The organism is Bacillus cereus (genome assembly GCF_002561295.1).
GTDB classification, from domain to species: Bacteria; Bacillota; Bacilli; order Bacillales; family Bacillaceae_G; genus Bacillus_A; species Bacillus_A cereus_S.
In genome coordinates this window covers 40,180-63,992 of record NZ_NTUG01000047.1, presented here as the reverse complement: position 1 = coordinate 63,992, position 23,813 = coordinate 40,180, and the positions used below count along the sequence as shown (strand labels likewise).

The following is a 23,813-nucleotide window of genomic DNA, read 5'->3' as shown; positions in this document are numbered from 1 at the left end:
AAAATATAGCCTGTATTTTTAGTGTTTATGAAGATAAAATTTATATTTTCCTCAAGCAGACCAATGCGCCGGACGAGAAAGTAAACTTGGTAATTTCGTATCGGCATCCCCTTTCGCTGCATTCACCTGAACTTGAGTTAAAAAAATACTCTCCGTAAGATCTGCTCCTCGAAGATCAGCGTCTCGTAAATCGGCACCAATCAAGTCAGCCATTCTTAAGTCTGCTCCCCGGAGATCAGCTGCAATGAGATATGCCCCTCGTAAATTCGCTCCCTTAAGATCCGCCCTTCTAAGCTTTGCCCCCATAAGGTTTGCCCCTCGGTGATTCATCCTTTTATTTTTTTTCGTATTCTTATGCTTGTGAAGTGACTCCTTCCACACGAGTTCGCTTGTCTTTAAAAGAAGCTCATTTACATACACTCGGTGTGATGGAACATTTACATCAATCAGCAAATCTGGGCTAAGATAAGAAAGCCGCTCCGTTTCTTCAATCGCAGCACGAATCTCTTTATGAATCGACCGTGTTGCTTTTAATGCTAAAGCTTCATTCAAATACCAAAGTATTTCATGAAGCTGATGCATAATTGGAAAAACATCGTACATTTTCTTCGCATGTTCTTGATTTTCACGCCAGTCAATCCCCTCAAAAATAACCTGAGAAACCTTTTGTCCAGCACCAAAGCATTCAAAAACTGTGCATCCTTTAAACCCTTTCTTCCTTAGGTTTTTATGAATACCACAACGAAAGTCTGATTGTAGATTAGAGCATGGCTTACCACCATCTTTGTTCACTGCAAAATCGGCTGAAGCTGCGAACGGTAGCGCAACGCAGCACAGCCCGAAACATTTTTCACAATCAGCTCGTAAGTCGTGAAAACTTGCACTACTTTTTAAATCATGATTATTCTCCACCAAAACATGTACCCCCTGTTGCTGTATTGCTTGTTTAATTTTATATAAAGCGAATAATTTATCCCGTTCATTTTTAATGCTTAATCGATTCGTAAATCAAATATCATATTTCATTTCAAACGATACGCTAATTTCCAAATATACTTTCATACGAAAAGGACATATTCTCCAATTTATATTATCATTAAATTACAAACATTCATACAAATAGGAGGAATCACATGGCCTTAGAAATGAAAACAGCCTGTCAAACTTGCAACACTTCACTTCAAACGGATTCGGAAGCTTACATTTGTACATACGAATGCACATTTTGTGCACCGTGCACAGAACAAACGCATCATGTTTGTCCAAACTGTGGTGGTGAATTGGTTCGCAGGCCCAAAAAGAAATCATAAAAGCAAAGCTGATCATAGCTTTGCTTTTTCACTTATAACTTCTATTTAGAAATCTCTTTTAATTTACTCCCGATTAACTCAGATAAATATTCATAACCAACAGCACTAAAATGCAGGCCATCACGCTCTTCGTTTTCTACAAACTTCTTATACTCTAATTCATTGATCATATGAGAATGTAAATCAAGAAAATGGCTTCCTGTTTGTTTTGCCACTTTTTCTACTACTTTTGCATACTGCGATAATACTTCGTTTGTTCTTGCGTGCTGTCTTTCCTCGTCCACTGGTGCTGGACTAATTAACAGCACCTTTTCTGGTGAGATTTTTTTCACAACCTCTATTAAATTCTCTTCATATTCTTGTAGTAATACTTGTTTATGAAATGCTGCATCATTTGCACCAAAAAAGACCGTTACAAATGTCGGATTATAAGATAACACATCTTCTTCTATTCTTCTCAAAGCATCGAACGTATTATCACCAGAAACACCTGCATTTTCTACTTTCCAATCTGGAAATTTCTCTTGTAAACGTGGTGTTAATCTTGGCGTTCCATTCCAAAATGTTTCACCAGCTGTAATACTATCGCCAAAACATATTAATGTATTCATTTCTACATCTCCTCTTTATGTATGAAACAATTTACCTTCTAACGCAGAAATATATCGCTGTGCAGACCGTCCTACAGCTTCATTCGCATTCTCTTTCACTACCCGGTGAAAAGCATTATACAAACGATTAAAAGATAATGGTTTTACCCTTTTTGCCATCTCTTCTACTTTATTTACTGGTAACGGAATTAAATTTGGATAACTGTACATAAAGCTCACCCACTCTTGATCCGCTACTACTTGAATAATATCGCCTGTTAACAAAATACCTTTTCCATCATTCCCTTCTGACCAATGTAAAACAGAACCACCTTTAAAATGTCCGCCTAAGCGATATATAGTGATTTCATCGGATAACGGTAACGATTCCCCTGACCAAAAAACAATATGTTTACTTGGACGTGCCACCCAATTTTTATCATCTTCATGTATATAAATTGGTACATCAAATTTTTCCGCCCATTCAACTTGAGTAGAATAATAGTGTGGATGAGAAAGTGCAATTGCATCTAACCCTCCTAATTCTTTTACTCTCTCAATTGTAGTTTCATCGAGATACGTAATACAATCCCATAACAAATGATACGATTCTGTTTTTACCAAGTAAGCTGTTTGGCCAATCGCAAATTCTGGTTTTGTTGTTATGCTATGAAGGCCTGGTTCTTCTTCAATCATATCATTTTCATATTTTTTGCTTGCTTGTAAATCATCAAGCGTTGTCCAAGATTGCCCTTTCGGATTAATATACTGCCTCTCCTCATTACAAATCATACAATTCATTGGTTCCTCTACACTTGCTGCATATTGCACGCCACATGTTATACAAACAAAATTTTTCATAATATTTCTCCTATCCCCATTTTATTTTCTAGTGGACTTTCATTGGTAACGAATTTGATCCATCCAATAACGCCAAGCTTTTAAGTAAACATCCAAATCCTCTGGATGATGTCTCAAACAAGCATCTAACCTGCAATATAAAACGATTACAATCTCTTCATATAAAATGGTTCTCGCTCTATTATGAAACACACTCTTTTCTACTACTTCATCTATCGTTTCTTTTGCTAAATCTTCTGGTGTCGAACAAAATGCATAAATCAAATCATATATTGGATCTCCCAAAACGGGGAAAGGGTCGATTACTCCATATAACTTATTTTCTCTACATATAAAATTATGAAACCCACAATCACCGTGTAATAGACATGGTTGATTACAATATCTCGTTCTATTTAAACTACGTACTAATTTAAGAACAGTTTGAAAATCGACTTCTGCCACATAAGCACTCACATTCTCGTGGGCTTCCATTACCCTTTCTAAAAGAAAATCCTGCCACGAGGCTACCGGTTCTTCTTTCCATCCCCACTGATCCATTTTCATAGCTCGTTTATATGTATGAATCACTTTCTGGACAAGTGTAAAAAGAATATCCTTTTTATTCCCAGTATCACAACTTACGGAACCAGGAATAAATGAATACACCATATATCTATATAATGGGTCAACATACAAAAGCTTCGGAAATATACTTTCATGTTCATAAAAGGCGAGAAAATATGATTCTTCTTCTATAACTTTTGGTTCATTTATCTTTATAACGTACGGCCCATTTCCTTCCATTACATATAACTCACTCATCGTACCGCCCGTTAATTTCTTGTATGTTGTAGGAGAATCGATAATCACTTTATTTACAACTAATTGCTCAATCACTTTGTTAATATCCATCTTTATTCCCCTCATTCTATATATGAAGCAACTTTATTATTATTTGACAACTACAGAAAAAAACCTTTAACATCCTCTTCCTTATACATATTTTTTGTAATTTTGATGAATATTGGGCATGCTAGAAAAAATACTTATACATAGTAGGAGGACATATATGAAACCCGATTTTTTACAAGCTGTACATCAAGCTATCGGTAATGTTACACATATCCACATTGAAGAAAGTGGCGCAGATAGTCTGCTAATTCACCATGATGATGCCCAGCAATTGAAGCAAGTTGCAGAAACATTAGAAAATCACAATTTCCATTCCGTAATGAGGCAAAATGGAAATACATCTTTTATTGAAGTTGTAAATAGATAAAAAGTTCGGCTATATACCGAACTTTTTTTAAATCGAAATTTGAAACTCTTTTACATACACCGCAGTTCCTGAAACCTCAATTTGCAGTGAATGGTCTTCCTGATTCTTTGTTACATAAACAACCACACGACCGTCCTTATTCATTTTTTGTCCTCGTCCAACAATTAATTTCATTTCACTATCAAAATCTTTACTCAAAAACTTTACAATACAATTCCGTTTCAGTCCTTATAGAACAACCATTTTTCAAAAACACTTTTTGCATCTTTTCATTTGTCATATGAGTACTTCCTATATAATAAGTAGCTCCCATTCGCTTTAACAAATATAAAGATTGAAGATGGATATGAACACTCATTCCTTTTCCACGTTCCTCAGGTAAGAGGCCAAAATAAAATAACCGTCCTTCCTCCTTCGTACCTGATTCAATATGAGGAATGGATATTCCGACTGGTTGATTTCTATCATAAAAAGCAATACATGACTTTTCCCATCCCTCGCCTAATTCTGCTTGTATCGCGTAAAAATGTTCATCTATATTAAGAATGGATGATTGATTATCTGAACCTGACATACATCGCTCCCAAAGCGACTTAAATTCATCTTCAGACAATCCCCCTTCATCTATAGAGCGAAAACTATACTGTTTTTCTGGCGTTACGATGTCCGAAAGGTTACGAAACACTTCTATTTTTGCTGCATAAAGCTGAAAACCGAATTCACGTAACACTTTTGTACTCGGAATAAAACTGCTAAAATTTTTGTCTAGTAAAACACTGGCTCTTTTTACATTCCAATTTGCACATACCTCTACAAACCTTTTTATCTGTTCTTTATAATTTTGAGGATCATATAGCAAATCTTCTTCAGTGTCTTCAATCGTTATAGCATTCGGTAAACCATTTAATATTTTTTTCGAAAGACCAAATATGTTTTGAACGGTTGTAAGATTGTCCATTTTATTCACTCCTAAAAAGATTCGCTTACATACTTTCGCAATTCTTCTCTAAGTCTACTTTTATTTTGCATCCAAATATAATGTTCAGCTTCCTCTATCTCAATAGCTTTCGCTCCATTTATAAGAGATGCAATTTGTAAAATGGGCCAAGATGGTCGTATATCTCTTTGTCCATATACAAATAACGTTGGCACTTCAATCATTGAAATGTCTTTTAATATATGAGGCCGTTTCATATATTCCCGCCACGAGTTTATTAAAGAACGGTGCACTTCCTTATTGTAAGAATACACCGAATCTGGACAAGTCTCCCGTTTCCCCTTTACTCCCTCTTCATATGCACGTTTCCAATCTCGATCATTTTGAATACCGGTTCCTGAAATGGAGACAAATCCTAACAATGAATTCGGCTGTAACATTGCATACGCAAGAGCTAAATCAGCTCCCCACGAATGCCCCATAACAATCCACTTCTCAATTTTGTAATGTTCTCGTATTCTTTCTAGGTCTTCTATACATTCTTTTACACCGTATCCTGTATCATCGGATTCAGAACGCCCACATCCTCTAGGATCGAATCGAACCACTTCACATATATCATCTATTAAACTAGCAACTGGTTCTAAATAATCCGCACAACCTGGCCCACCACTTATGAGTAAGTCAGGAATTCCTTGTCCTTGCTTCGCTGTCCATAAGCGGCATCCACTTGTCTCTATAAAGTGTTCTTCCAAATGTATCCCTCCATTCTATACGGCTTTACAAATCCCTTTATATTCAATTCTCTACACTCTATTTCTAGATAAAATATTTTGTATCATTAGAATTTTCTTTATCATTTTAATAGAATTACAAAGTTTAGTAAATCAATATAATCCAACAAAAAAACCTAATTCCCCGTCATTGTAACGTGAAATTAGGTTTTTATATGCTTATTTTCTTAACACTACTTTAACCGATTATGTTTCCTTCACCAATCCAGATTTTATGAGCAGTTGCCCATCCTTCTTTATTGCTACTATATTTCAAGATGAGAAATTTTATATTAGTGCTTTCCTTCTACAGCCTCATATTCATTTACAAATAAGATAGTTATATAAGAAACAATGAATGAAAAAATAGTATACATGCCAACCCAAAAGAAAAATGATGGATCATACAATGCAACTTCTAACATAAGAAAAATAAGAAACGTTACAATCGGCATTACATAAAACGTACTCACTTTATATGTCCCAACTACTGAAATAATAGCGATGAGTACCGGATACATACATAAAACAAAAATGAATTCACTCACGGTTATGTCCCCCTTTCTGAAGAAATACTTGGTTTCTCGTAAACATTTGGGGGATTAACGAAATTTTATATCGTATAATTATGAATAAGTTCCTACAAATTCAAAGTTAGATTGTTATCTCAATTTGGTTTCCTTCAGGGTCACTTACTACACTTTCATAATAACCGTCCCCTGTAGTACGCGGCCCGTTCAAAACAGGGTATCCAGCTCCCCTTAATTTTTCTGTTAATTTGTCTACCTTTTCTTTGCTACCAACAGAAAAAGCGATATGAGCATATCCGATTGCTTTCGTGTCCACTTTATCGTCTATCCCTACCTGGCTCATAATTTCTAGACGTGCACCACTTTCAAAAGTTATAAAATAAGATTCGAATTGTTTTTCTGGATTATGGTACAAAGTGTTAGCTTCACCATGAAAATACTGTTTATAAAAAGCACACATTGTTTCTAAATCTTTAACCCAAATCGCCACATGTTCAATTTTCATAATCGACACCTTCACTTTTTATTATAGAATCAATAATTAGTTTTCTTTGTTTGTTCTAGTAATCATAAGATCCAATCCAAGACTTTGTAATCCGTATAAATAGTCTTCTTTCCAATCACTCAACGTTATTTTTGGAATATGTTCTACCGGAATATACGATGGACACCTTTTGACAATTTGATCTATCATTAACGGATTCACTTCATCATTACAAAAAATAAATGCATGAGGGTTAATAATAGCTATAAACGTAGATATTAAACGACTAATAGCGTCTATATTATGTTCCACAAATTTCGAATGATTAGATTCACTTTTCAAAGCCTGTAGAAAATTTTTGTTATCATATTGAGGAACGAAGGATATTTCTCCTGAGAAAAACGTACTTCCTCGTACGACATCTCCATTTACCATAATCCCCGCACCAGGACCATTTTGACCTGAATACAAATATACAAGAGATACATTATCATTATTTCCAGTATGTTTATGAAATCCAAGAACCGCCGCGTTCATATCATTTTCTATTACAACAGGTATAGAAAACAGATCCTCCAAGTGCTTTTTCAAATTAAAATTTTGGAATTTTTCATATCCCGGTATATAAAAAATACGACCATTATCAACCGCACCAGGAACACCAATTGATATCGCGCTTATTTTTGGAAACGTAGCTATAAGACTTTCTATATGTTCAGATAATAAGGTTAGGCCATTATCAAGCAAGACACTTGAAGTACTTCCTTGTTCTTTTACTTCCCCTAAACAGTTAAAAATTGTATAGTTTGTCTCATCTCTCTCTAAAAATAGCGCTAAACCAAGCATATGTTCAGGATTGTATGCATATCGCTTTGCTCTTCTTCCACCACTTGAATCATCTAAACCGACTAAAACGATTTCACCGTCTTTTTTCATTTTTTCTATAAATTTACTTATCGTCGGGAAACTGACTTCTAATTTATTGCTGAGTTCAACTTTTGTTGCACTTCCATGCTCTAAAAGAGTTGTACGAATACTACGGAGGATAGCCTCCTTAATGGATTTTGGAGTAACAAATTGCTCACTCACACTGTTCACCGCCTCAATTAACATACTTATTAAACACATTTAATAAGTTGCGTTGACAATATAACATACATCATTTTTTAAAGCAATAGAATGTACATATTTCTCGTTACATATAGCTTATTCTCAGCTCATATATCTTTACTATTTTCACGTAATTATTACATAACTTACTCAGCCCGATTTATTTTCTCTAGTAGCAAACGATACGACACCAGATAAGAGAACAAATAATAAAACCGCCAACAAAGCATTGCGTATTCCAAAGAATTGCCCTAGTATCCCTAAAAATGGTGGCCCAACTAAAAAGGCTGTATAACCGATCAGAGAAACAATAGCAACGTTAGAAGTCGCATTCTCACTGTCATCTCCAGCAGCAGATAAACCAATAGGAAAACCTAAAGATGCTCCCATTCCCCACAGTATGACACCAACGGACAGAAGAAATGGCTGATTCCCAAATATCACGATTGAAATCCCGATGATAGCCATAACAATTGTAGTGCGCACTACAGTAACACGACCAAAGCGATCGAGGAAATAACCACTGATCATACGAGCGAATGTCATCGCCAACACAAAAACTGTGTACATAATAGAACCTGTTACGGCACTTTGTTCATGTCCGTCTACCATCACTATAGGTAGCCAATCGTTTGCACTTCCTTCTGCAAACGCCATTCCAAGAACAAAAACACCAATTAAAAAAATCTTCTTTTCCATGCGTAAGGACGTATGCTGTACTCGCTTCTTTTCCTTCCTCTTCTCCTTCTTTCCTGTCCCAGATGGAAGAAACCGATACAACACACATACGAATAATATAGATACAATGGAAACCGCAAGAAACTGATACAAAATAGGAATATGAAGCAACGCTGCAACAGAACCACTAAGTGCTCCTACTAAAGTTCCTACACTAAAAAAACCGTGGAATTTCGGAAGGAGTGTAACTCCCAATTCCCTCTCGATAGCAGAACCTTCTACATTCAATGCAACCTCAGCCAATCCATATCCTACTCCAAACACAACTAAACTACAAAAAGCTCCAATGCTAGAAATAACATAAATATTCATTCCTAAACAAAATAATCCAACAATCATAAAGAACATACTGCCTACAATAACGTCCCTTGCTCCCTTATGGTCAATGAAATGACTTGCACTTAGTAAACCAATGACTGAGCCGACGGATAGACCAAACAAAATCCATCCCATTTCCGCATTCGACACCGCTAAAATATCTCGGGTAGATGCTGTTCTAGAAACCCATGTAGCAAATGCAACGCCCGGCAAAGCAAATAAGAGAAAGAGAGCGTCTCGAGAAGCAAGCAATGCCTTTGTATGATTCTCCTCGCAATATTCTTTCATATTAAACACCTTTCATACTACCTATACGATATGTCCACAGTTTATTATTCAGTAGAAAACGAACCCGATTCCTACAAATCTAGCTTTTTGATGATTTTGGCTGGGTTTCCACCAATGACTACATTATGAGGTACACCTTTTGTCACAACTGAGCCAGAGGCAATCACGACATTATCTCCAATTGAAATGCCGGGATTAATAATAGCTCCTCCACCAATCCAAACATTATCTCCAATTTTTACAGGCTTTCCATATTCCTTACCAGAGTTTCGTTCTACTGGATGTAAAGGGTGCGTAGCCGTATAAATGTGGACACCTGGTGCCATCATACAATTATCACCGATTTCCACTTCACAAACATCCAAAATAACACAATTAAAATTGGCGAAAAAGTTTTTTCCAACGTGGATATTATAGCCGTAATCGCAACGGAAATCAGCGTTAATATGTGGTTTCCCATCAGCTGAAGAACCTAAAAGCTGTTCTAATAAAGAGAAGCACTGTTGATCCCCTTTTTCTATAGACTCATTATAAAGACGCGTTAATCTTCTTACCTTGACCCTATCAGCTACTAATTCTGCATCATCTGGAATATACATCTCTCCCGCTAACATCTTTTCTTTCTCAGTTTTCATGCCGTCATCTCCTTTATTCTCGAATGAGTTGAACTTATTAAAAATGTTTAATAAGTCTCTGCACCTAAACTTATTTAACTAATTTAATAAGCAACCCTATATTAACATATTTTTTTTAGTATGCAATTAATAAATTTAGCGAGAAGGTGTGAATCCCTCCTATAACATACGGATAAACGCTTAAATACAGAAAGAAAAAACAGCCCCCTCGAAGAGCCTGCTTTAAGCTGGATCTATCTTTTTCTTCCCAAAATATGAAATTGCCAGTGCAATTGGAGCAACAAAAGGTAAAAAAGGAGTCCAACCAATGAGGTAAAATATTGGAGCCAAGAAAGCCATCCCACCAAAAAGCATTGATAGTTGGAATTTTTTCTGTAACCCGTAAACAAACAGTAATAATCCTACTGCCATCAACATCACAAATGAGATGTTAAGCAAACTCATAACAATCACCTCCAACTAACCAGTAAGTCAACTATATATATTATACACCGATTATTATAAAAATTCTAATTAATAAAAACTATCTTAAAGCAACAAAGTTTACGAAAACAACCTTCATAAAAAACGACAGCCTTTACAAGGATCGCAAATCAAACAAAGTTAGCCATTCCAAAAGAGAGTTATACAATCGCATACTACTGGAAAGATCGAATAGAATAATTTTAATGTTATGTAGCATATATATAGTTTGGTTGACTTAACTATAACGAAACAGAAATCCATGGCCGGCCTATTCCCTTTCAAATGTTATTACTATAGGGATTTCCTGTTTAAAAGGAGATGATTGAATGAAGTTAAACCATCTAAATCTATGTGTTGACGACTTATCAGAAGCTAGACATTTCTTTGAGACGTTCTTTGATTTTCAATTTATAGAACAGAAAGGAAAGGCCCTTGTAGTTATGAGTGATGAGAATGGATTTATTCTCGTGTTAAGTGATCCAAAAGCATTTAAGGGGGGAAAGACTGCTACATATCCTGAAGCTTTTCATATTGGATTTTTAGTAGAAACTTCAAGTGAAGTTGATCAAGCATATAACCGTTTAGTAACTGGAGGCATTGAAATTGACAAGGCACCTTATGCAATGAGAGGTAATAGTTATGGTTTTTATTTTACAGTATTTAATGGTTTATTAATTGAAGTTTCTTGCCTTGACTATAAAGATGGGCAGAAAGTTTCAAAAGTAGATGACGCATCCCTTACATAATAACTTTCAACCGAACAAGTCATACCTCATATGAATTAGTTATGAAAAAGTTCCCTCTTTTTTCTACCCAGGGACCTTCTATATTGAGTAGAGTTCTTACTTATATTAAAAATTCCGCACCTTCTGAAACTTCTGCTGTTATTATGTAAGCTTGATGAGATTCATATTTTTGCAAAATAATCTCATCAACTTTTTTTCATAATGGATTCTCTTTAAATACGGAATCGCAAAACTTTTTAATCAAGCGTTATTCCAAACCAATACATTAAAAATATCCCGATACTTATAAAGGCATCGGGATATTTTTAAATCATATATAAAGATTACTTTTATTCATAATATATTTAACATACTCAGCTACACTTCTTTCGATATCTTTAACCTTTTATTTATATTCTGCCCCGTATAGTGTATTAGAAGCTACTTCATACCATACTTTTCAAATTCTTCTACAGTACCACGAAACACATTTAAATCAATAAACTTTTCTTTTCCGCTATATCCTTTTAGTCTACCTCTATTACTATATTGCCAAAACGTCCAGTTTCTATCATCTGACAAGCTTGGCTTTGTCAAAATACTCCGTATCCATATATCACATTCTGGATAATTATCCTTTATATATAAATCATATGCCTCTGGCGTAGCATACAATATAACCCGTTTTTGATAATGCTTTTCTAACATTTGTATCATCATCGTTAGTTCTCTTGCAACATCTTCACGCTTAGGAGGATTCGCTTTTTTATCACCGTAAAATTCCACATCAATTACTGGTGGTAAGGCTTGTTCATTTTTTGGTACAGTTCGTATATAATGCTCAGCTTGCGAGTCACCTTTACTATCAAAACTAAAAAAGTGATACGCACCAATACGCATATTTGTCCTACTAGCATGATCCCAGTTTTCTGAAAAATATTGATCCACAAAAGAACTTCCTTCCGTTGCCTTTATAAAAGCAAATTTCATTCCTTGTCCTTCTAACTCTCCCCAATCTACTTCCCCTTGATATGAAGCTACATCTACACCTTTCACTGAAAATTTATTTGCATTGAAATAATTCGGTACCCATATTCCTTGAAGTATTAACATAGCAACTATAGCTACTACACCAATTATTGAAATGAACACAATTAAAGTTAACTTTCTTTTCGAACCTCTATATGAATCTTTTATATATAATCCCTCCCATACTTATTTAACTTTACACAAACTACCATACCCTCCCGCTATTGATTTCGATCTTTTCCTGAAACGCTTCCTCCAAATCAATTTCTAGTTTATTCGCTAAATCACATACATTCCAAATGACATCGAACATTTCTAAACCTATTTCTCTTTTGGCATCCTTATTATCATTACGCTTTATGATTGCTTCTGTTAGTTCTCCAAGTTCAGCCATTACATACATCGTACGCTTCTCGATTGTCGTATCAGCAAACCCTTTTTCTTTACTAAAGTTTGATACATATTGCTGAAATTCAGAAAGCTTCATTCTATATTCCTCTTCTCTTTTTTATGAATTTTCTCTATCAATCTTTTATCTTCTTTATATTTACAGCGATTCGGCTGCCCTTCTGCACGATGTATTCTAAAACTATTTAACTCATATACAACTGAATATAATGTTCCAAAATTATATTTTTTTAAGTTTAAACAGACATGCTCCTTACTATTCGATAAGATGCCCTGTACACTTTCTCGATTTAACTGCGAATTTTCCCTTAACTGTTCTTCCATATACGTATATCTATTTTGAGATTTACTCCAATCATGATCAATATTTTGTTGTAAACCTACCATTTCTTTACTTACAAAATGATTCGTACAGATGATAAAACTTTCATCCTCTCCCGGCCTCCGTACAAACATGTTATGTGGCGCTTTTTCTACTACTGCCATATCCCCTGACCTATCTACTAATAGGTAGTTATTACAGATGGAAGATGGGAATTCTCTTAAAATATGTATCGCCTCTTCTATCGTACTTGCACTTTCTAATATTTTTCGAACTGCCACATAAAAATTTAATCCCACTTCTTTATATTCACTTTGTACAAGTGTAATTGCTACTGCCAATCCTTGTTCATTCATCCCATCTACTTTCCCTAAAAATACATCAGAATGTCCAACGTACGAATATTTATTGTTAGGACAAACAAGAGAACTCTCTGTATATTTTTTCATATCTAAAATCAAATCATAGTTTCTTCCCATAATCACTTCTGAACTGTTATAAAATGCAAATATACTACATTGCCCCTCTGGCTCAAATACACCTATACTCAATATAAAAGAACTTACCTCTTCATCCGTTACATGACAACCTTCAGCGAATCCTTTCATTTCTTCTATAAGTTCTGGGTAAAAGTCTTTTAATAGAGCATGACTTTGTCTCCCGAAAGCTAATTTTTCTTCTGACACTTTTGGAAACCGAAATCCATTTTTATATAAAATGCTCCCATAATGCTTTCCCATCTCATAATGTGTTCCGCGTAACCTTGGATGATACATATATAACCCTCTCCTTTTCTCTTACTAAGGCTAGGATATATCCTCCTGTAACAGGAGGGTCAATTACGAATATATAGGAAAACATACTTTCGTTATAAATTGTAACGGAGTATGCTTAAAATCCGGTCGAATGTTTTTATAGTCTATTTTTTCTGCAAGCACCCCCTGTTCATACACTTCAAAAGGTGAATCCCTCAATACATATCCCTTTTTCCGAATGAAATTCATTATTTTTTCATATGCGATTCCTAATTCCGAATAGGGGCCTTTTACAATCGCGCAAATATGTTTTCCGCTTTCTAAACACCGAACATTTGAAAGCTCACAATCGTACTCTTTTATAGGTACACAAACTTCTAAATCTATTGGTACATTCCCTTTATTAAATTGATGAAAAACTGTCATCATTTTCCCATCTACTTCTAGCCCATATGCATATAACCTTTCAAACAATTTTTTTACAACAAAATCGATTTCTCGTGTACATACTTTTTCACGAATGCCGTAAATCCATTGTCTTTCTCGTATCTCTTCAAAGCATTCTGTTATATTTGAAACTGTTACAAACGGAGCATTAGTATTCAACTCATCAATAGATTGATTGATTTGTCCTAAAGTTTGCTTTATTTTTATCATTTTCTTTTCTAATTGTAGAGCTTTCTCTCGTAACCGATTCTCTAACTCTCTATTATCACAGCTTTGTAAAACCTTCTTTATTTCTTGTAATGAAAAACCGAAACTCTTTAACTTTTTTATATATTGTAAAGCTTTTATTTGCTCATAATCATAATATCGATACCCTGTTACTGCATCAGTATGCAAAGGTGTTACAAGATGAATTGCATCATAATGATGTAATGTTTTAACCGATACACCACATATTGCTGAAAACTGCCCAACTGTATACATACATTACCCCAGCCCTTTTAAATTTTCCCACTTATCTCATATTTTACCACAAAAATCATACCTTTTAGACAAACGAAAAAACGAGTTTACATACAACTCGTTTTCCGTGAAAATGATTTTAAATATTCGCTCGCGGCTCTTCCAATCTCTCCTTACTCCTCCAGTTAAACAAACTTTCAGGCCTAGTTTGCTGCCCTGGTTTCACAAACCACATCGCTCCCATTGCTATAGCGGCTAATACTGCAGCTACAATAAACATAGAAGGATATCCGTAGCTTACAACTAAGTATCCCGTTAAAGTAGGAGCTAAGATTGTCGCGATATTTGCAATAAAATGCATAATTCCACTATAGGTTCCCGCTTGAACAGGAGCAGTGTCAACAATGATTGCCCAAAATAATGAACTTGGCAAGAAAGCAAATGCATTTCCAAGTGACATGAGTGCTAATACGGCAACATAATTATCCATCATTGGAATGAAACTAAAGCAAACCGCTGTAAGGAATAAAGCGATAATCGGCAACCCTGTTCGAGCTAAACGAAGGTTTCCTGTTTTATGTAAAATACGGTCAGATAACTTCGCTCCTAGTGGCAAAGTAATACAAGCGCCAAGCCAAGGAATCATGCCAAGATACCAAAGAGAAGATAATTGAAAATGGAATACATCTTGCAGATACTTTGGCGTCCAAGTTAATATTAAGAAATTAATATACTGGAAACAAAAATATGCTAATGTAACAAAAACAAATGTCGGCACTTTAAAAAAGGAATACCACGGCTCTTTTTTCGTTCCTTTCTCAACTGTTACTGATGGAAGCACTCCTTCAGCACTTCGTATTTCAGCTAGTTCTTCTTTCGTTACTCGCGGGTGATCTTCAGGCATATTCGTAAAAGTAAAATACCAAATAATCGCCCATACAATTCCAATTGCACCAAGGATGAAAAACATCATTTTCCAGCTTGTAAAAGAGAGTAACAAAACCGCTACAGGTGCAGTTAATACTGCGCCTAATGGGACGCCAACAAAACCAAGGGATGTTAGAAAAGCTCTTTCTTTTGGCGCTGCCCAGTTCGCTGCTGTCTTATTCGAAACCGCAAAAGATGGTCCTTCTGTGAATCCGAATAAAACTCGGAATAGAGCAAATCCCGCTAAAGCAGAGCCTCCAAAAACAGCCATCCCTATTTCTCCAGCAAAGGCGGTCGCAATTTCAAAAATAGACCATGTCGTTGCTGCTACAATCCATACAAACTTTGGTCCTTTTTTATCTGAAAAAATACCCCCTAATAAAGAACCAATCATGTAACCGTAACCAAAATACCCTAATATCGCTCCCCATTCCTTCGGGTCAAAGCCATATTCTTTTATAATAAAAGACTGTGCATAGGCGATGGCCCCGCGATCAATATAATTCACCATCGTAATTAACGTAAGCATCGTAAAAACATAATAGCGGAATTTATTCTTCATCAAACTCTCCACTCCCCCTCGTATACTATTTTTCTCTCTAATCCTTTAATAAAATGACATGAACCTTTCCAGGGCCGTGAACTCCAAAAGCTAACTCCATTTCAATATCACCTGTCCGGCTTGGGCCAGTGATAAAGTTAATACAAGCAGGTAGCCCATTTGGAACGTGTTCATGCACTGCAGCCACCCCTTCTGTTAAACGTCTATAAATTGTTTGTTCCGAAAGAATTGCCACATAAACTGGTGGCAAAACACTAACTAAACGACCACGCCCACCGCCGTTCCATAAAACCACTGTTCCCGTTTCTGCTAGTCCCATTTCAGCATAAGTAATTCCCATTTCAACCCGAGATACATAATCTCGTAGTTCCCTTTCATCATCTTTACTCTGCCACATTCGATAAGAAACGAGATTTCTTGTTAAATACTTTCCTATTTCAAGCTGATGCAATCGCTCATCATCCCAGTACACCGCCGATTGAACATCAAACTTCTCCGCAACGTACTGAAGGGTATTCTCTATTTCTGAGCGGTATATGTGACTTACTTCTGTATGTAATGCATGTAAATTTGCAATAAACTGTTCTACTAAACTTTCGTGATCTATATCTTTAGGAAAGTGTCTAAGCGGATCATTTTTCCACTTAGGCGGAGTTACACTAGAGCGGCGGTTTCGTCCTAGTTTACGTGCAATATTGTTTAAAAAAGATTCTTGTACGTCTGTCATGTTATGAATCCCTCTTTTCTTTTCTCCACCAATCTCGGAATGATTGTTTCGCAGGTTTTGGAAAATCCCTACTCTCTGTCCATCCCTTTAATGGACCTGGTCCTTTCGCAATATAACCGTCTTTTGCAAAAATAGATAAACCAGCATGTGCCATTTTAACACCTTTCTCATAAACAAAAGGATGACTCGCCATAAACGCGAAACCTTTAAAAGCTAATTGCTCAAATTTCGTTATAAATCCTTGTTCCACCTCATCTTTCCGATGCTCAATGAGAAGGTCGTGTAACGGAATTTTCACGGGGCAAACATCTGTACATGCTCCGCACAAACTAGATGCAAAAGGCAATTCTTTTAATTCTTCATATCCTTCTAATAAAGGCGCTAGTACCGCACCAATCGGACCGCTATACACACTTCCATACGCATGCCCTCCAATATTACGGTATACAGGGCAAACATTTACACACGCACCGCAGCGAATACACTTAAGCACTTCTTGGTAAGCGGTTCCTAAAATATCGGATCGACCATTATCTAAAATAATTAAATGAAATTCTTCAGGTCCATCCTTATCTTCCGGTAAACGTGGTCCATTCACTCCAGTTACATAGGATGTAATTTTTTGACCGGTGGCACTCCTTGTTAACATCGAAACGACAACATCAAGATCTTTCCATGTCGGGACAAGACGTTCCATTCCCATAATAGCGATATGAACTTTTGGCAATGTAGTCGTAAGGCGAGCATTTCCTTCATTACTTACAAGGACGACAGATCCAGATTCTGCAACAGCGAAATTACAACCCGAGATACCAATATCCGCTTCTAAAAATTCTTTACGTAATTGCTCCCTAGCAAATTGTAGTAGTTGATCTGTATCAACCGGTATTTCTCTTCCAGCTTCCTTAGAAAAAAGCTCTGCAACTTGTTCTTTCGTCTTATGAATGGCCGGGGCAATTAAATGTGATGGTGCTTCCCCTGCTAATTGAATGATATATTCTCCAAGATCGGACTCTACCACTTTCAGTCCCATCTCTTCTAAGTTTTGATTGAGATGTATTTCTTCCGAAACCATAGACTTCGATTTAATAACTGATTTTGCCCCTCTTTTTCTTGCAATTTCAGAAACATACGATACGGCATCTTCGGCTTTCAAAGCAAAATGAACATGTCCCCCATTTTTCCGAACATTTGTAGCTAATTGTTCTAAATAACTATCTAAATTTTCAATTGTATGCATCCGAATTTCAGATGCTGCTTCACGCCATTCATCAATATTCCCTAATTCAGATGTAGCTTGTTCCCTTCCTATCCGAAGCCTATCTTGCGTAAACGGAACCGCACTTCTCATTTGCGAATCGTGCAATGCTTTGTCTACTCTTCCCAAAAATTCTAGTCCCTGCACTACGCTCATTTCTCCAGCCCCTTCGCCAGTACTTCTGCTATATGTAACACTTGAATCTCTTTATTTTTCCTACTAAGTCGCCCGCCGATATTCATAAGACACCCCATATCAGCTCCAATTAAAAGATCAGCCTCCGCCTCCTCAATATATTTTATTTTTTCATCAACCATTGTTTCAGAAATCGAACTCATTTTCACCGCAAAAGTCCCACCAAATCCGCAGCAATCTTGACAGTATCGTAATTGTTTTACATCTAGCCCTTTTACTTGTGAAAGTAGCTCTAGCGGTTCGTCTTTTATCCCAAGTCCGCGGCTCATATGACAAGATTGGTGAAAAACTGCTGTCCTATCTAACTTACAATCCAAATCCCTTTTTCCAAGTACGTTCATTAAAAAATCTGTTAGCTCATACGTCCTATTCGCGAAATGTACTGCTTTTTCATACCATTCATGCTCGTCCTTAAACAGCTCTTTATAATAATGATGAACCATGCTAGCACAAGATCCAGAAGGAGTGACAATATATTCACTATGCTCAAATGCTTGTATCATTTGCTTTGCTGCCGCTTTAGCTTCTTTTTGATATCCACTATTGTAAGCAGGTTGACCGCAGCAAATCTGGCCTTCAGGAAAATCCACTTCTACTCCGCATTGCTCCATAATTTCCACAACACTCTTACCTACTTGAGGAAAAAACACATCTGATAAACACGTAATAAATAACGAAACTTTCATAAAAATTTCCTCCTCGAAACGGCATCATATACTTTTTCATTTATGAACCTACTAAAAAGCACTTTTATATTTTTAATTTTTAGAATTTTCTATATTTAAAATCTTTCATTTATGATATCATGTGACGTATTATATAAAAACTATTTATAAGGTTGTTTTTGTATACAAAAAAGGTATAGAAAGAGGGTTAAAAATGGATATAAGACAACTTCGATATTTTATTGCAATTGCTGAAGAAAGGCAGCTTACGCGTGCTGCTCATCGACTGCATATGGCACAGCCACCTTTAAGTAGACAACTATCATTACTAGAACAAGAATTATCAGTAAACCTATTCGAAAGAAACGGCCGAAATATGCATTTAACGGAAGAAGGTAAAATTTTATATATAAAAGCAAAAAGTATTATTGGACAATTAGAGGAAACCATTACAGAGATTAAAGATACCGGTGAAGGGCTAAGGGGAAATCTATCTATTGGAGCATTTCATTCTTGCATTCCTTTTCTATCTGAAAAAATCCGTTATTTTCAAGAAAATTATCCGAATGTGAACTTAAAAATATGGGAAGGAGGCCCTTTATACTTAACAGAGCATCTAGCAAATCGGAATATCGAGTTCGCTGTCTTACGTACCCCTTTTAATAAAGAGATTTTTTCAAGCATTTGTTTATCAAAAGAACCGTTCGTATTAGTCGCGCCCGCTAAATGGGAACTACATCACTCACAACTTCCAATCTCCATAAACGAACTTCATCGTATCCCTCTTTTACTGTTACATAAAGATAAAGAAGATAGCTATCATCAACTCGTCATTGATGAATGCAATCGCCGTGGTATAAAATTAAATATAGCATGTGAATGCCCTGATTCTGCATTCGTACTTATGCTCATTATGGCAGGAATCGGAGCCTCAATTCTCCCCAAAAGTGCCATATCGTATATCCCGCAAGAATTTATTAGAATTGTAGATTTAATAGATTTTCCGTTCCAGTCTGAATCATCAATTATATGGTTAAAAGATCGGAAGCTCTCTAACAGGGCTAGACGATTTATAGAATGCACGTAAGAATGATTTCGGAGGTGAAACGATGGCTCTCTTTGCTTCTCCATCATTATGTATGATCGCTATAATCTCTTTCGCATTATCTTACTTTATAGGCGTAAAGCAATATACTTGGCTCTTATCTGGTTTTAATGAAAGACGCGTCAAAGATAAGAAAAAACTAGCAAACATAGTTGGGCTTTACAATTTAGGTGCTGGTGTTGCTGCAACAATCGGCAGCGTCTTCACTACACCAAATACACAAATCATTGTTCCTATTATTATCGTTGGGCATGTTGTATTGGCCGCTTATGTGAATACGAGAATGGTTCACTAATATGAAAAAAACAGGAACAATCTATCTCAAAAAGAACAAAATTTGTAATGAGAGAAACACTCTATTGAACATACACCCTTTGTTAGCAATCATCTAATCATAACGAAGGACGGTTTACACAATGGTTAAATATCGCTCGATATATTTTCAATATTCAGATCGAAAGCAACCTTAATACATTTTAGCGGGAGGAAGATTTATATGGCTTTAAAAGTAGGAGATATCATTACATTTGAACGAACCTTTACAGTAAAGGATGTTGAATTATTTACAGAGATTTCAGGTGATGAAGGAGTTCACCATGTAACCCCAGACGAACAGGGAAGACTTATAACGCAAGGGTTACTAACCGCGACTCTACCAACAAAAATAGGTGGAGATCATAACGTACTTGCCCGTACAATGAATTTTGAGTTCATAAGACCTGTATTTACAGGAGATACAATCATTTGTGAAGCGAAAATTGAACAATATGAACAGCAAGAAAACCATAAAACAGCTATTATTACATCTTTTTTATGTACAAATCAAAATAAAAAAATAGTATTAAAGGGACACTTTTCAGGTGTAATACTTTAACAAAGTAAAAAAGATAAGCAAATTTGCTTATCTTTTTTCTTCCATCTCATCTATTACATTAATGGTCTATTTACAGTATTATAAAGCATCCACATACTCCTTCGCTTCAAGCAATGAATACCCAAATTTTTCACGCACTTTCTTAATCGCTGTGATTGTTTTTCCATCTTTCACAAGCTGCCTTAATTCATGATTAATTTCAGGTTCTACTTCTCTAATTCCCATTTCCTTTGTAATTAACTCTAATCTCGTTTCTATATGTTTTAATCTTGCATCCGTTCTTTTCTCCATTTGCTTTAGTTTCTCTACAATATAAATGAATCCAAATGCAAATACTGGTAAAACAGTCCAAAACTCCATATCCTCATCTCCTTACAATCTATTTATTCGAATCAACACTTACAATATTCAAATTTTACCACAATATGTATTTTATAGTTAAAACATTTATGCAAAGGAGAGTATAAACTATGATTCGTTACCTCAAATTTTTACTACAATTTATTGTTCTTTGCATCGCATTGAACTTACTATTCGATATAGCAGGCTTGCTCATTTTCAAAAAACAAATTGAAATGAAGACAATTATCATTCCAATCATTATGTCGATATGGACTTTATACATATTAGGATACAAAAAACTCTCTAAAACATCATAATATCAGTACCCTCATTTCGAAATAAATGAGGGTACTTCTCTTTATTTTTTAATAGATATATTGCATTCGCCTTGTCTATTTATCTCAATTTCAATTCTATATTCAAATCACATAATTAGTAACTTAATTTTACAAATAATTGAATTAATAAGAAAACTCCCTTATAATTATAACCAAGTATTAAAACCTAGTTGTAATAAGGAGGGATTTTATGCATTCAAAAGCAAGAATTACAGCTGTTGGTGCTTATGTACCCGAGAAAGTTCTATCAAATGAAGGTTTATCAGATCTTGTTGAAACGACCGATGAATGGATTGTACAGCGAACCGGTATGCATGAGAGAAGAATTACTTCCTCTGAAGAATTCTCTACAACACTATGTATCCGAGCAGTCCAAAACTTAATCGATCGATTCCATGTGTCTATTGATGATGTTGATTGTATTATTGTCGCAACTGCTACACCGGATTACATGTTCCCTAATACCGCAAGTCAAGTTCAGGCTCATTTTGAAATACCTCATACAGGAGCAATTGATCTAAGTGCAGCTTGTGCTGGATTTGTATATGGATTAATTGTTGCTAACGGGCTTATTACTTCCGGGACTAACAAAAAGATACTTGTGATTGGAGCTGAAACCCTTTCAAAAATCACAGATTATAGCGACCGCACAACTTGCATCCTTTTCGGAGACGGCGCTGGTGCAGCTCTTGTAGAATATGATGAAAACAATCCAAGTTTCATAGGAACTCATATGGGATCTAAAGGTTCTGGCGGAATTAACTTATATCAGACTGCCTTATCCAAAACAATGAATGGAACTCCATTACAAGACACCCCTTACCTTGTGCAAAACGGAAGAGCGGTTTACAAATGGGCTGTAAACACAGTTCCGCAAGGCGTTCAACAATTGCTAGAAAAAAATCATTTAGATGTAACAGATGTTGATTGGTTTATTCCACATAGCGTTAATTTAAGAATGATTGAATCCATTTGTGAACGAACTGACATTTCTCTCGATAACACACTTATGAGTCTACAATATTGTGGAAACACTTCTGCTGCTTCTATCCCTCTAGCACTTGATATCGGATTAAAGGATGGAAAAATCAAGAATGGTGATACTTTACTTTTATACGGATTTGGCGGCGGACTTGTACATGCGGGACTTATTTTAAAATGGAATATATAACAGAAAGGCTGATTATTACATCAGCCTTTTCTATTCCTTATATTGTATAATGAACATAATACTAAAAAGGAGAGTAATCATATGGCACTAGGAACATTACATATATATGAAAGAATGAAGAAATATTCTGTAACTGGACTAAGCTTAGCCATGATTCGTGATGGAAAATTAGAACATACTGAAAGCTTTGGATCACTTGAATCGGGGGCAGCTAGAGAAGTGAACATAAATTCTATTTTCAACGCTTGTTCCATAAGTAAATTCCTTACAGCGATGCTCGTATTGAAATTAACAGACCAAGGAATACTGGATTTAGATGATGATGTGAATAATAGGCTTACCTCATGGAAAGTTCCTGACAATCAATTTACCTCTAATAAAAAAGTCACCTTACGAAATCTATTAAGCCATCAATCAGGAATCATTGATCCACCTAAAAGCTTTGATATATATCGTTCTGAAAAAGGCAACCCTACCATTCTTCAAATTCTTCAAGGGCACACATCTTATTGCCCAGTCCCAATTGAGATTCAACATGAACCAGAAAGCACCTTTCACTATTCAGATGCTGGATTTTGTATAATAGAACAACTCATAGAAGACGTTACTGGAGAACCTTTTAATCTATTATTACAAAAATTCATATTTGAACCTTTACATATGAATAATAGTACACTAGACTTTCCTAAGCAAACGATCACTAATAAGCGTTTCGCTTGTGGTCACGATAAAAACGGGCATGTAGTAGATGAAAAGTATCCATCTTATCCATATTCAGCTGCTGCAGGAGTTTGGTCAACTCCGACTGATTTAGCCGCTTTAGTAATAGAAATCACCCAGTCTTTACAAGGAAATAGTAAACTCGGTCTTTCTTCAAAAACAACAAAAGAAATGATTTCTCCACAAGGTTGTTCAAAGTGGACTGGATTAGGTGTATTTCTAGATAATCCAAATGAAGAAATAGAAATTTCGTCACTTGGTTGGGGCGTTGGATTTCAATGCATGATGGTTGCATATCCTTATAGAGGTACTGGCGCTGTCATTATGACAAACTCGGATTTAGGTGTTCATCAAAATGAAGGAATGATTGGAGAGATTGTTAACTTATTAGAACTATAAAAAAATTTGGTGAAAAGGTTATAATAAAAAAGCTAGCAAAAGACTAGCTTTTTTCATTCTGACAAGAATATAAAAATCCAAT

General features: G+C 35.7%; 30 protein-coding genes and 2 pseudogenes. 10 read left to right on the top strand and 22 right to left on the bottom strand.

The features are described 5' to 3' along the window. Positions 1-51: 51 nt before the first annotated feature. Entirely contained in the window at positions 52-915 is an 864-nt protein-coding gene (locus tag CN373_RS22675) for a pentapeptide repeat-containing protein (protein WP_425290453.1), read from the bottom strand. Positions 916-1,133: 218 nt separating this feature from the next. Between CN373_RS22675 and CN373_RS22670 the strand changes: the two genes are divergently transcribed. Beyond that, positions 1,134-1,310 carry a DUF1272 domain-containing protein gene (locus CN373_RS22670; protein WP_033664164.1) on the top strand — a complete coding sequence of 59 codons (177 nt, stop codon included), beginning with the start codon at positions 1,134-1,136 and terminating at the stop codon, positions 1,308-1,310. Positions 1,311-1,351: 41 nt separating this feature from the next. Here CN373_RS22670 and CN373_RS22665 read toward each other — a convergent pair whose 3' ends face one another. From CN373_RS22665 to CN373_RS22655, 3 genes are read right to left on the bottom strand one after another with little or no spacing between them, the layout of a single operon-like run. Further along, positions 1,352-1,921 carry an SGNH/GDSL hydrolase family protein gene (locus CN373_RS22665; RefSeq protein WP_098360214.1) on the bottom strand — a complete coding sequence of 190 codons (570 nt, stop codon included), beginning with the start codon at positions 1,919-1,921 and terminating at the stop codon, positions 1,352-1,354. Between the two features lie 15 nt (positions 1,922-1,936). Next, entirely contained in the window at positions 1,937-2,761 is an 825-nt protein-coding gene (locus CN373_RS22660; protein ID WP_098360213.1) for an MBL fold metallo-hydrolase, read from the bottom strand. A 39-nt stretch (positions 2,762-2,800) separates the two neighbouring features. Further along, a complete protein-coding gene (locus CN373_RS22655; protein ID WP_098360212.1) occupies positions 2,801-3,655 on the bottom strand; it encodes an aminoglycoside phosphotransferase family protein in 855 nt (284 codons plus the stop codon). Positions 3,656-3,812: 157 nt separating this feature from the next. Between CN373_RS22655 and CN373_RS22650 the strand changes: the two genes are divergently transcribed. Further along, a complete protein-coding gene (locus CN373_RS22650; protein WP_098360211.1) occupies positions 3,813-4,022 on the top strand; it encodes a hypothetical protein in 210 nt (69 codons plus the stop codon). 27 nt (positions 4,023-4,049) lie between these two features. On the opposite strand, the pseudogene CN373_RS22645 reads toward CN373_RS22650, so the two are convergent. From CN373_RS22645 to CN373_RS22605, 9 genes and pseudogenes are all read right to left on the bottom strand, one after another. Beyond that, positions 4,050-4,223, bottom strand: a pseudogene (locus CN373_RS22645) (isomerase); the annotation flags it as partial. Beyond that, positions 4,213-4,980, bottom strand: coding sequence for a GNAT family N-acetyltransferase (locus CN373_RS22640; RefSeq protein ID WP_098360210.1), 768 nt, complete (start codon positions 4,978-4,980; stop codon positions 4,213-4,215). The pseudogene CN373_RS22645 and the gene CN373_RS22640, both read right to left, overlap by 11 nt. Positions 4,981-4,991: 11 nt before the next feature. Further along, on the bottom strand, positions 4,992-5,714 hold the full coding sequence (locus CN373_RS22635; protein ID WP_098360209.1) for an alpha/beta fold hydrolase: 723 nt from the start codon (positions 5,712-5,714) through the stop codon (positions 4,992-4,994). Between the two features lie 311 nt (positions 5,715-6,025). Then, positions 6,026-6,280 carry a YbeF family protein gene (locus tag CN373_RS22630; protein ID WP_098360208.1) on the bottom strand — a complete coding sequence of 85 codons (255 nt, stop codon included), beginning with the start codon at positions 6,278-6,280 and terminating at the stop codon, positions 6,026-6,028. Positions 6,281-6,386: 106 nt separating this feature from the next. Then, entirely contained in the window at positions 6,387-6,767 is a 381-nt protein-coding gene (locus tag CN373_RS22625; protein WP_098360207.1) for a VOC family protein, read from the bottom strand. 36 nt (positions 6,768-6,803) lie between these two features. Beyond that, positions 6,804-7,835 carry an ROK family transcriptional regulator gene (locus CN373_RS22620; RefSeq protein WP_113745340.1) on the bottom strand — a complete coding sequence of 344 codons (1,032 nt, stop codon included), beginning with the start codon at positions 7,833-7,835 and terminating at the stop codon, positions 6,804-6,806. 171 nt (positions 7,836-8,006) lie between these two features. Beyond that, positions 8,007-9,200, bottom strand: a complete 1,194-nt coding sequence (locus CN373_RS22615) for an MFS transporter (protein ID WP_098360205.1) — start codon at positions 9,198-9,200, stop codon at positions 8,007-8,009. Between the two features lie 71 nt (positions 9,201-9,271). Continuing rightward, entirely contained in the window at positions 9,272-9,835 is a 564-nt protein-coding gene (locus tag CN373_RS22610; protein ID WP_098360204.1) for a maltose acetyltransferase domain-containing protein, read from the bottom strand. A 222-nt stretch (positions 9,836-10,057) separates the two neighbouring features. After that, positions 10,058-10,279 carry a hypothetical protein gene (locus CN373_RS22605; RefSeq protein WP_098360203.1) on the bottom strand — a complete coding sequence of 74 codons (222 nt, stop codon included), beginning with the start codon at positions 10,277-10,279 and terminating at the stop codon, positions 10,058-10,060. A 129-nt stretch (positions 10,280-10,408) separates the two neighbouring features. Here CN373_RS22605 and CN373_RS25350 point away from each other — a divergent pair. Next, positions 10,409-10,489 (top strand): annotated as a pseudogene (locus tag CN373_RS25350) (DUF402 domain-containing protein); the annotation flags it as partial. A 137-nt stretch (positions 10,490-10,626) separates the two neighbouring features. Further along, on the top strand, positions 10,627-11,046 hold the full coding sequence (locus CN373_RS22600; protein ID WP_098360202.1) for a VOC family protein: 420 nt from the start codon (positions 10,627-10,629) through the stop codon (positions 11,044-11,046). 420 nt (positions 11,047-11,466) lie between these two features. On the opposite strand, the gene CN373_RS22595 is transcribed toward CN373_RS22600, so the two are convergent. The 8 genes from CN373_RS22595 to CN373_RS22560 all read right to left on the bottom strand — a co-directional run bounded on the left by CN373_RS22595 (position 11,467) and on the right by CN373_RS22560 (position 18,803). Further along, on the bottom strand, positions 11,467-12,180 hold the full coding sequence (locus CN373_RS22595) for a glycoside hydrolase family 25 protein (protein WP_113745339.1): 714 nt from the start codon (positions 12,178-12,180) through the stop codon (positions 11,467-11,469). 79 nt (positions 12,181-12,259) lie between these two features. Next, complete coding sequence (locus CN373_RS22590; RefSeq protein WP_098360200.1) at positions 12,260-12,541, bottom strand: MazG nucleotide pyrophosphohydrolase domain-containing protein; 282 nt, start codon at positions 12,539-12,541, stop codon at positions 12,260-12,262. Next, the gene (locus CN373_RS22585; RefSeq protein WP_098360199.1) at positions 12,538-13,560 is read right to left on the bottom strand and encodes a C45 family autoproteolytic acyltransferase/hydolase; all 1,023 of its coding nucleotides are present in this window, start codon (positions 13,558-13,560) and stop codon (positions 12,538-12,540) included. The genes CN373_RS22590 and CN373_RS22585 overlap by 4 nt, the downstream gene beginning before the upstream one ends. 63 nt (positions 13,561-13,623) lie before the next feature. Continuing rightward, positions 13,624-14,469 (bottom strand): MerR family transcriptional regulator, encoded by an 846-nt coding sequence (locus CN373_RS22580; RefSeq protein ID WP_098360198.1) that lies wholly within the window; start codon positions 14,467-14,469, stop codon positions 13,624-13,626. A gap of 118 nt (positions 14,470-14,587) precedes the next feature. Next, a complete protein-coding gene (locus CN373_RS22575) occupies positions 14,588-15,937 on the bottom strand; it encodes an MFS transporter (protein WP_002057142.1) in 1,350 nt (449 codons plus the stop codon). A gap of 37 nt (positions 15,938-15,974) precedes the next feature. Then, entirely contained in the window at positions 15,975-16,664 is a 690-nt protein-coding gene (locus tag CN373_RS22570; RefSeq protein ID WP_098360197.1) for a LutC/YkgG family protein, read from the bottom strand. Position 16,665: 1 nt separating this feature from the next. Further along, entirely contained in the window at positions 16,666-18,078 is a 1,413-nt protein-coding gene (locus tag CN373_RS22565; RefSeq protein WP_098360196.1) for a LutB/LldF family L-lactate oxidation iron-sulfur protein, read from the bottom strand. Beyond that, positions 18,075-18,803, bottom strand: coding sequence for a (Fe-S)-binding protein (locus CN373_RS22560; protein WP_098360195.1), 729 nt, complete (start codon positions 18,801-18,803; stop codon positions 18,075-18,077). The genes CN373_RS22565 and CN373_RS22560 overlap by 4 nt, the downstream gene beginning before the upstream one ends. Before the next feature lie 193 nt (positions 18,804-18,996). Here CN373_RS22560 and CN373_RS22555 point away from each other — a divergent pair, with 193 nt between their 5' ends. From CN373_RS22555 to CN373_RS22545, 3 genes are all read left to right on the top strand, one after another. Beyond that, positions 18,997-19,869: a LysR family transcriptional regulator gene (locus CN373_RS22555; RefSeq protein ID WP_000354833.1), complete on the top strand. Its 873-nt coding sequence runs from the start codon at positions 18,997-18,999 to the stop codon at positions 19,867-19,869. 22 nt (positions 19,870-19,891) lie between these two features. Further along, positions 19,892-20,182 (top strand): DUF3784 domain-containing protein, encoded by a 291-nt coding sequence (locus tag CN373_RS22550; protein ID WP_098360194.1) that lies wholly within the window; start codon positions 19,892-19,894, stop codon positions 20,180-20,182. A gap of 201 nt (positions 20,183-20,383) precedes the next feature. Then, the gene (locus CN373_RS22545) at positions 20,384-20,761 is read left to right on the top strand and encodes an FAS1-like dehydratase domain-containing protein (protein WP_098360193.1); all 378 of its coding nucleotides are present in this window, start codon (positions 20,384-20,386) and stop codon (positions 20,759-20,761) included. A gap of 78 nt (positions 20,762-20,839) precedes the next feature. Here the strand turns inward: CN373_RS22545 and CN373_RS22540 are convergent, their stop codons facing one another. After that, the gene (locus tag CN373_RS22540; RefSeq protein ID WP_098360192.1) at positions 20,840-21,121 is read right to left on the bottom strand and encodes a hypothetical protein; all 282 of its coding nucleotides are present in this window, start codon (positions 21,119-21,121) and stop codon (positions 20,840-20,842) included. A 110-nt stretch (positions 21,122-21,231) separates the two neighbouring features. Here CN373_RS22540 and CN373_RS22535 point away from each other — a divergent pair, with 110 nt between their 5' ends. The 3 genes from CN373_RS22535 to CN373_RS22525 all read left to right on the top strand — a co-directional run bounded on the left by CN373_RS22535 (position 21,232) and on the right by CN373_RS22525 (position 23,731). Beyond that, positions 21,232-21,420, top strand: coding sequence for a hypothetical protein (locus CN373_RS22535; protein ID WP_098360191.1), 189 nt, complete (start codon positions 21,232-21,234; stop codon positions 21,418-21,420). Between the two features lie 211 nt (positions 21,421-21,631). Further along, positions 21,632-22,612 (top strand): ketoacyl-ACP synthase III, encoded by a 981-nt coding sequence (locus CN373_RS22530; RefSeq protein ID WP_098360190.1) that lies wholly within the window; start codon positions 21,632-21,634, stop codon positions 22,610-22,612. A gap of 81 nt (positions 22,613-22,693) precedes the next feature. Beyond that, positions 22,694-23,731 carry a serine hydrolase domain-containing protein gene (locus tag CN373_RS22525; protein WP_098360189.1) on the top strand — a complete coding sequence of 346 codons (1,038 nt, stop codon included), beginning with the start codon at positions 22,694-22,696 and terminating at the stop codon, positions 23,729-23,731. The last annotated feature ends 82 nt before the right edge of the window (positions 23,732-23,813 follow it).

Coding starts and splice junctions, on each gene's coding strand:
- CN373_RS22670 (WP_033664164.1), top strand. CDS start 1,134: ATGGCCTTAGAAATGAAAACAGCCTGTCAAACTTGCAACACTTCACTT.
- CN373_RS22665 (WP_098360214.1), bottom strand. CDS start 1,921: ATGAATACATTAATATGTTTTGGCGATAGTATTACAGCTGGTGAAACA.
- CN373_RS22660 (WP_098360213.1), bottom strand. CDS start 2,761: ATGAAAAATTTTGTTTGTATAACATGTGGCGTGCAATATGCAGCAAGT.
- CN373_RS22655 (WP_098360212.1), bottom strand. CDS start 3,655: ATGGATATTAACAAAGTGATTGAGCAATTAGTTGTAAATAAAGTGATT.
- CN373_RS22650 (WP_098360211.1), top strand. CDS start 3,813: ATGAAACCCGATTTTTTACAAGCTGTACATCAAGCTATCGGTAATGTT.
- CN373_RS22640 (WP_098360210.1), bottom strand. CDS start 4,980: ATGGACAATCTTACAACCGTTCAAAACATATTTGGTCTTTCGAAAAAA.
- CN373_RS22625 (WP_098360207.1), bottom strand. CDS start 6,767: ATGAAAATTGAACATGTGGCGATTTGGGTTAAAGATTTAGAAACAATG.
- CN373_RS22615 (WP_098360205.1), bottom strand. CDS start 9,200: ATGAAAGAATATTGCGAGGAGAATCATACAAAGGCATTGCTTGCTTCT.
- CN373_RS22610 (WP_098360204.1), bottom strand. CDS start 9,835: ATGAAAACTGAGAAAGAAAAGATGTTAGCGGGAGAGATGTATATTCCA.
- CN373_RS22605 (WP_098360203.1), bottom strand. CDS start 10,279: ATGAGTTTGCTTAACATCTCATTTGTGATGTTGATGGCAGTAGGATTA.
- CN373_RS22600 (WP_098360202.1), top strand. CDS start 10,627: ATGAAGTTAAACCATCTAAATCTATGTGTTGACGACTTATCAGAAGCT.
- CN373_RS22590 (WP_098360200.1), bottom strand. CDS start 12,541: ATGAAGCTTTCTGAATTTCAGCAATATGTATCAAACTTTAGTAAAGAA.
- CN373_RS22585 (WP_098360199.1), bottom strand. CDS start 13,560: ATGTATCATCCAAGGTTACGCGGAACACATTATGAGATGGGAAAGCAT.
- CN373_RS22580 (WP_098360198.1), bottom strand. CDS start 14,469: ATGTATACAGTTGGGCAGTTTTCAGCAATATGTGGTGTATCGGTTAAA.
- CN373_RS22575 (WP_002057142.1), bottom strand. CDS start 15,937: ATGAAGAATAAATTCCGCTATTATGTTTTTACGATGCTTACGTTAATT.
- CN373_RS22570 (WP_098360197.1), bottom strand. CDS start 16,664: ATGACAGACGTACAAGAATCTTTTTTAAACAATATTGCACGTAAACTA.
- CN373_RS22565 (WP_098360196.1), bottom strand. CDS start 18,078: ATGAGCGTAGTGCAGGGACTAGAATTTTTGGGAAGAGTAGACAAAGCA.
- CN373_RS22560 (WP_098360195.1), bottom strand. CDS start 18,803: ATGAAAGTTTCGTTATTTATTACGTGTTTATCAGATGTGTTTTTTCCT.
- CN373_RS22555 (WP_000354833.1), top strand. CDS start 18,997: ATGGATATAAGACAACTTCGATATTTTATTGCAATTGCTGAAGAAAGG.
- CN373_RS22550 (WP_098360194.1), top strand. CDS start 19,892: ATGGCTCTCTTTGCTTCTCCATCATTATGTATGATCGCTATAATCTCT.
- CN373_RS22545 (WP_098360193.1), top strand. CDS start 20,384: ATGGCTTTAAAAGTAGGAGATATCATTACATTTGAACGAACCTTTACA.
- CN373_RS22540 (WP_098360192.1), bottom strand. CDS start 21,121: ATGGAGTTTTGGACTGTTTTACCAGTATTTGCATTTGGATTCATTTAT.
- CN373_RS22535 (WP_098360191.1), top strand. CDS start 21,232: ATGATTCGTTACCTCAAATTTTTACTACAATTTATTGTTCTTTGCATC.
- CN373_RS22530 (WP_098360190.1), top strand. CDS start 21,632: ATGCATTCAAAAGCAAGAATTACAGCTGTTGGTGCTTATGTACCCGAG.
- CN373_RS22525 (WP_098360189.1), top strand. CDS start 22,694: ATGGCACTAGGAACATTACATATATATGAAAGAATGAAGAAATATTCT.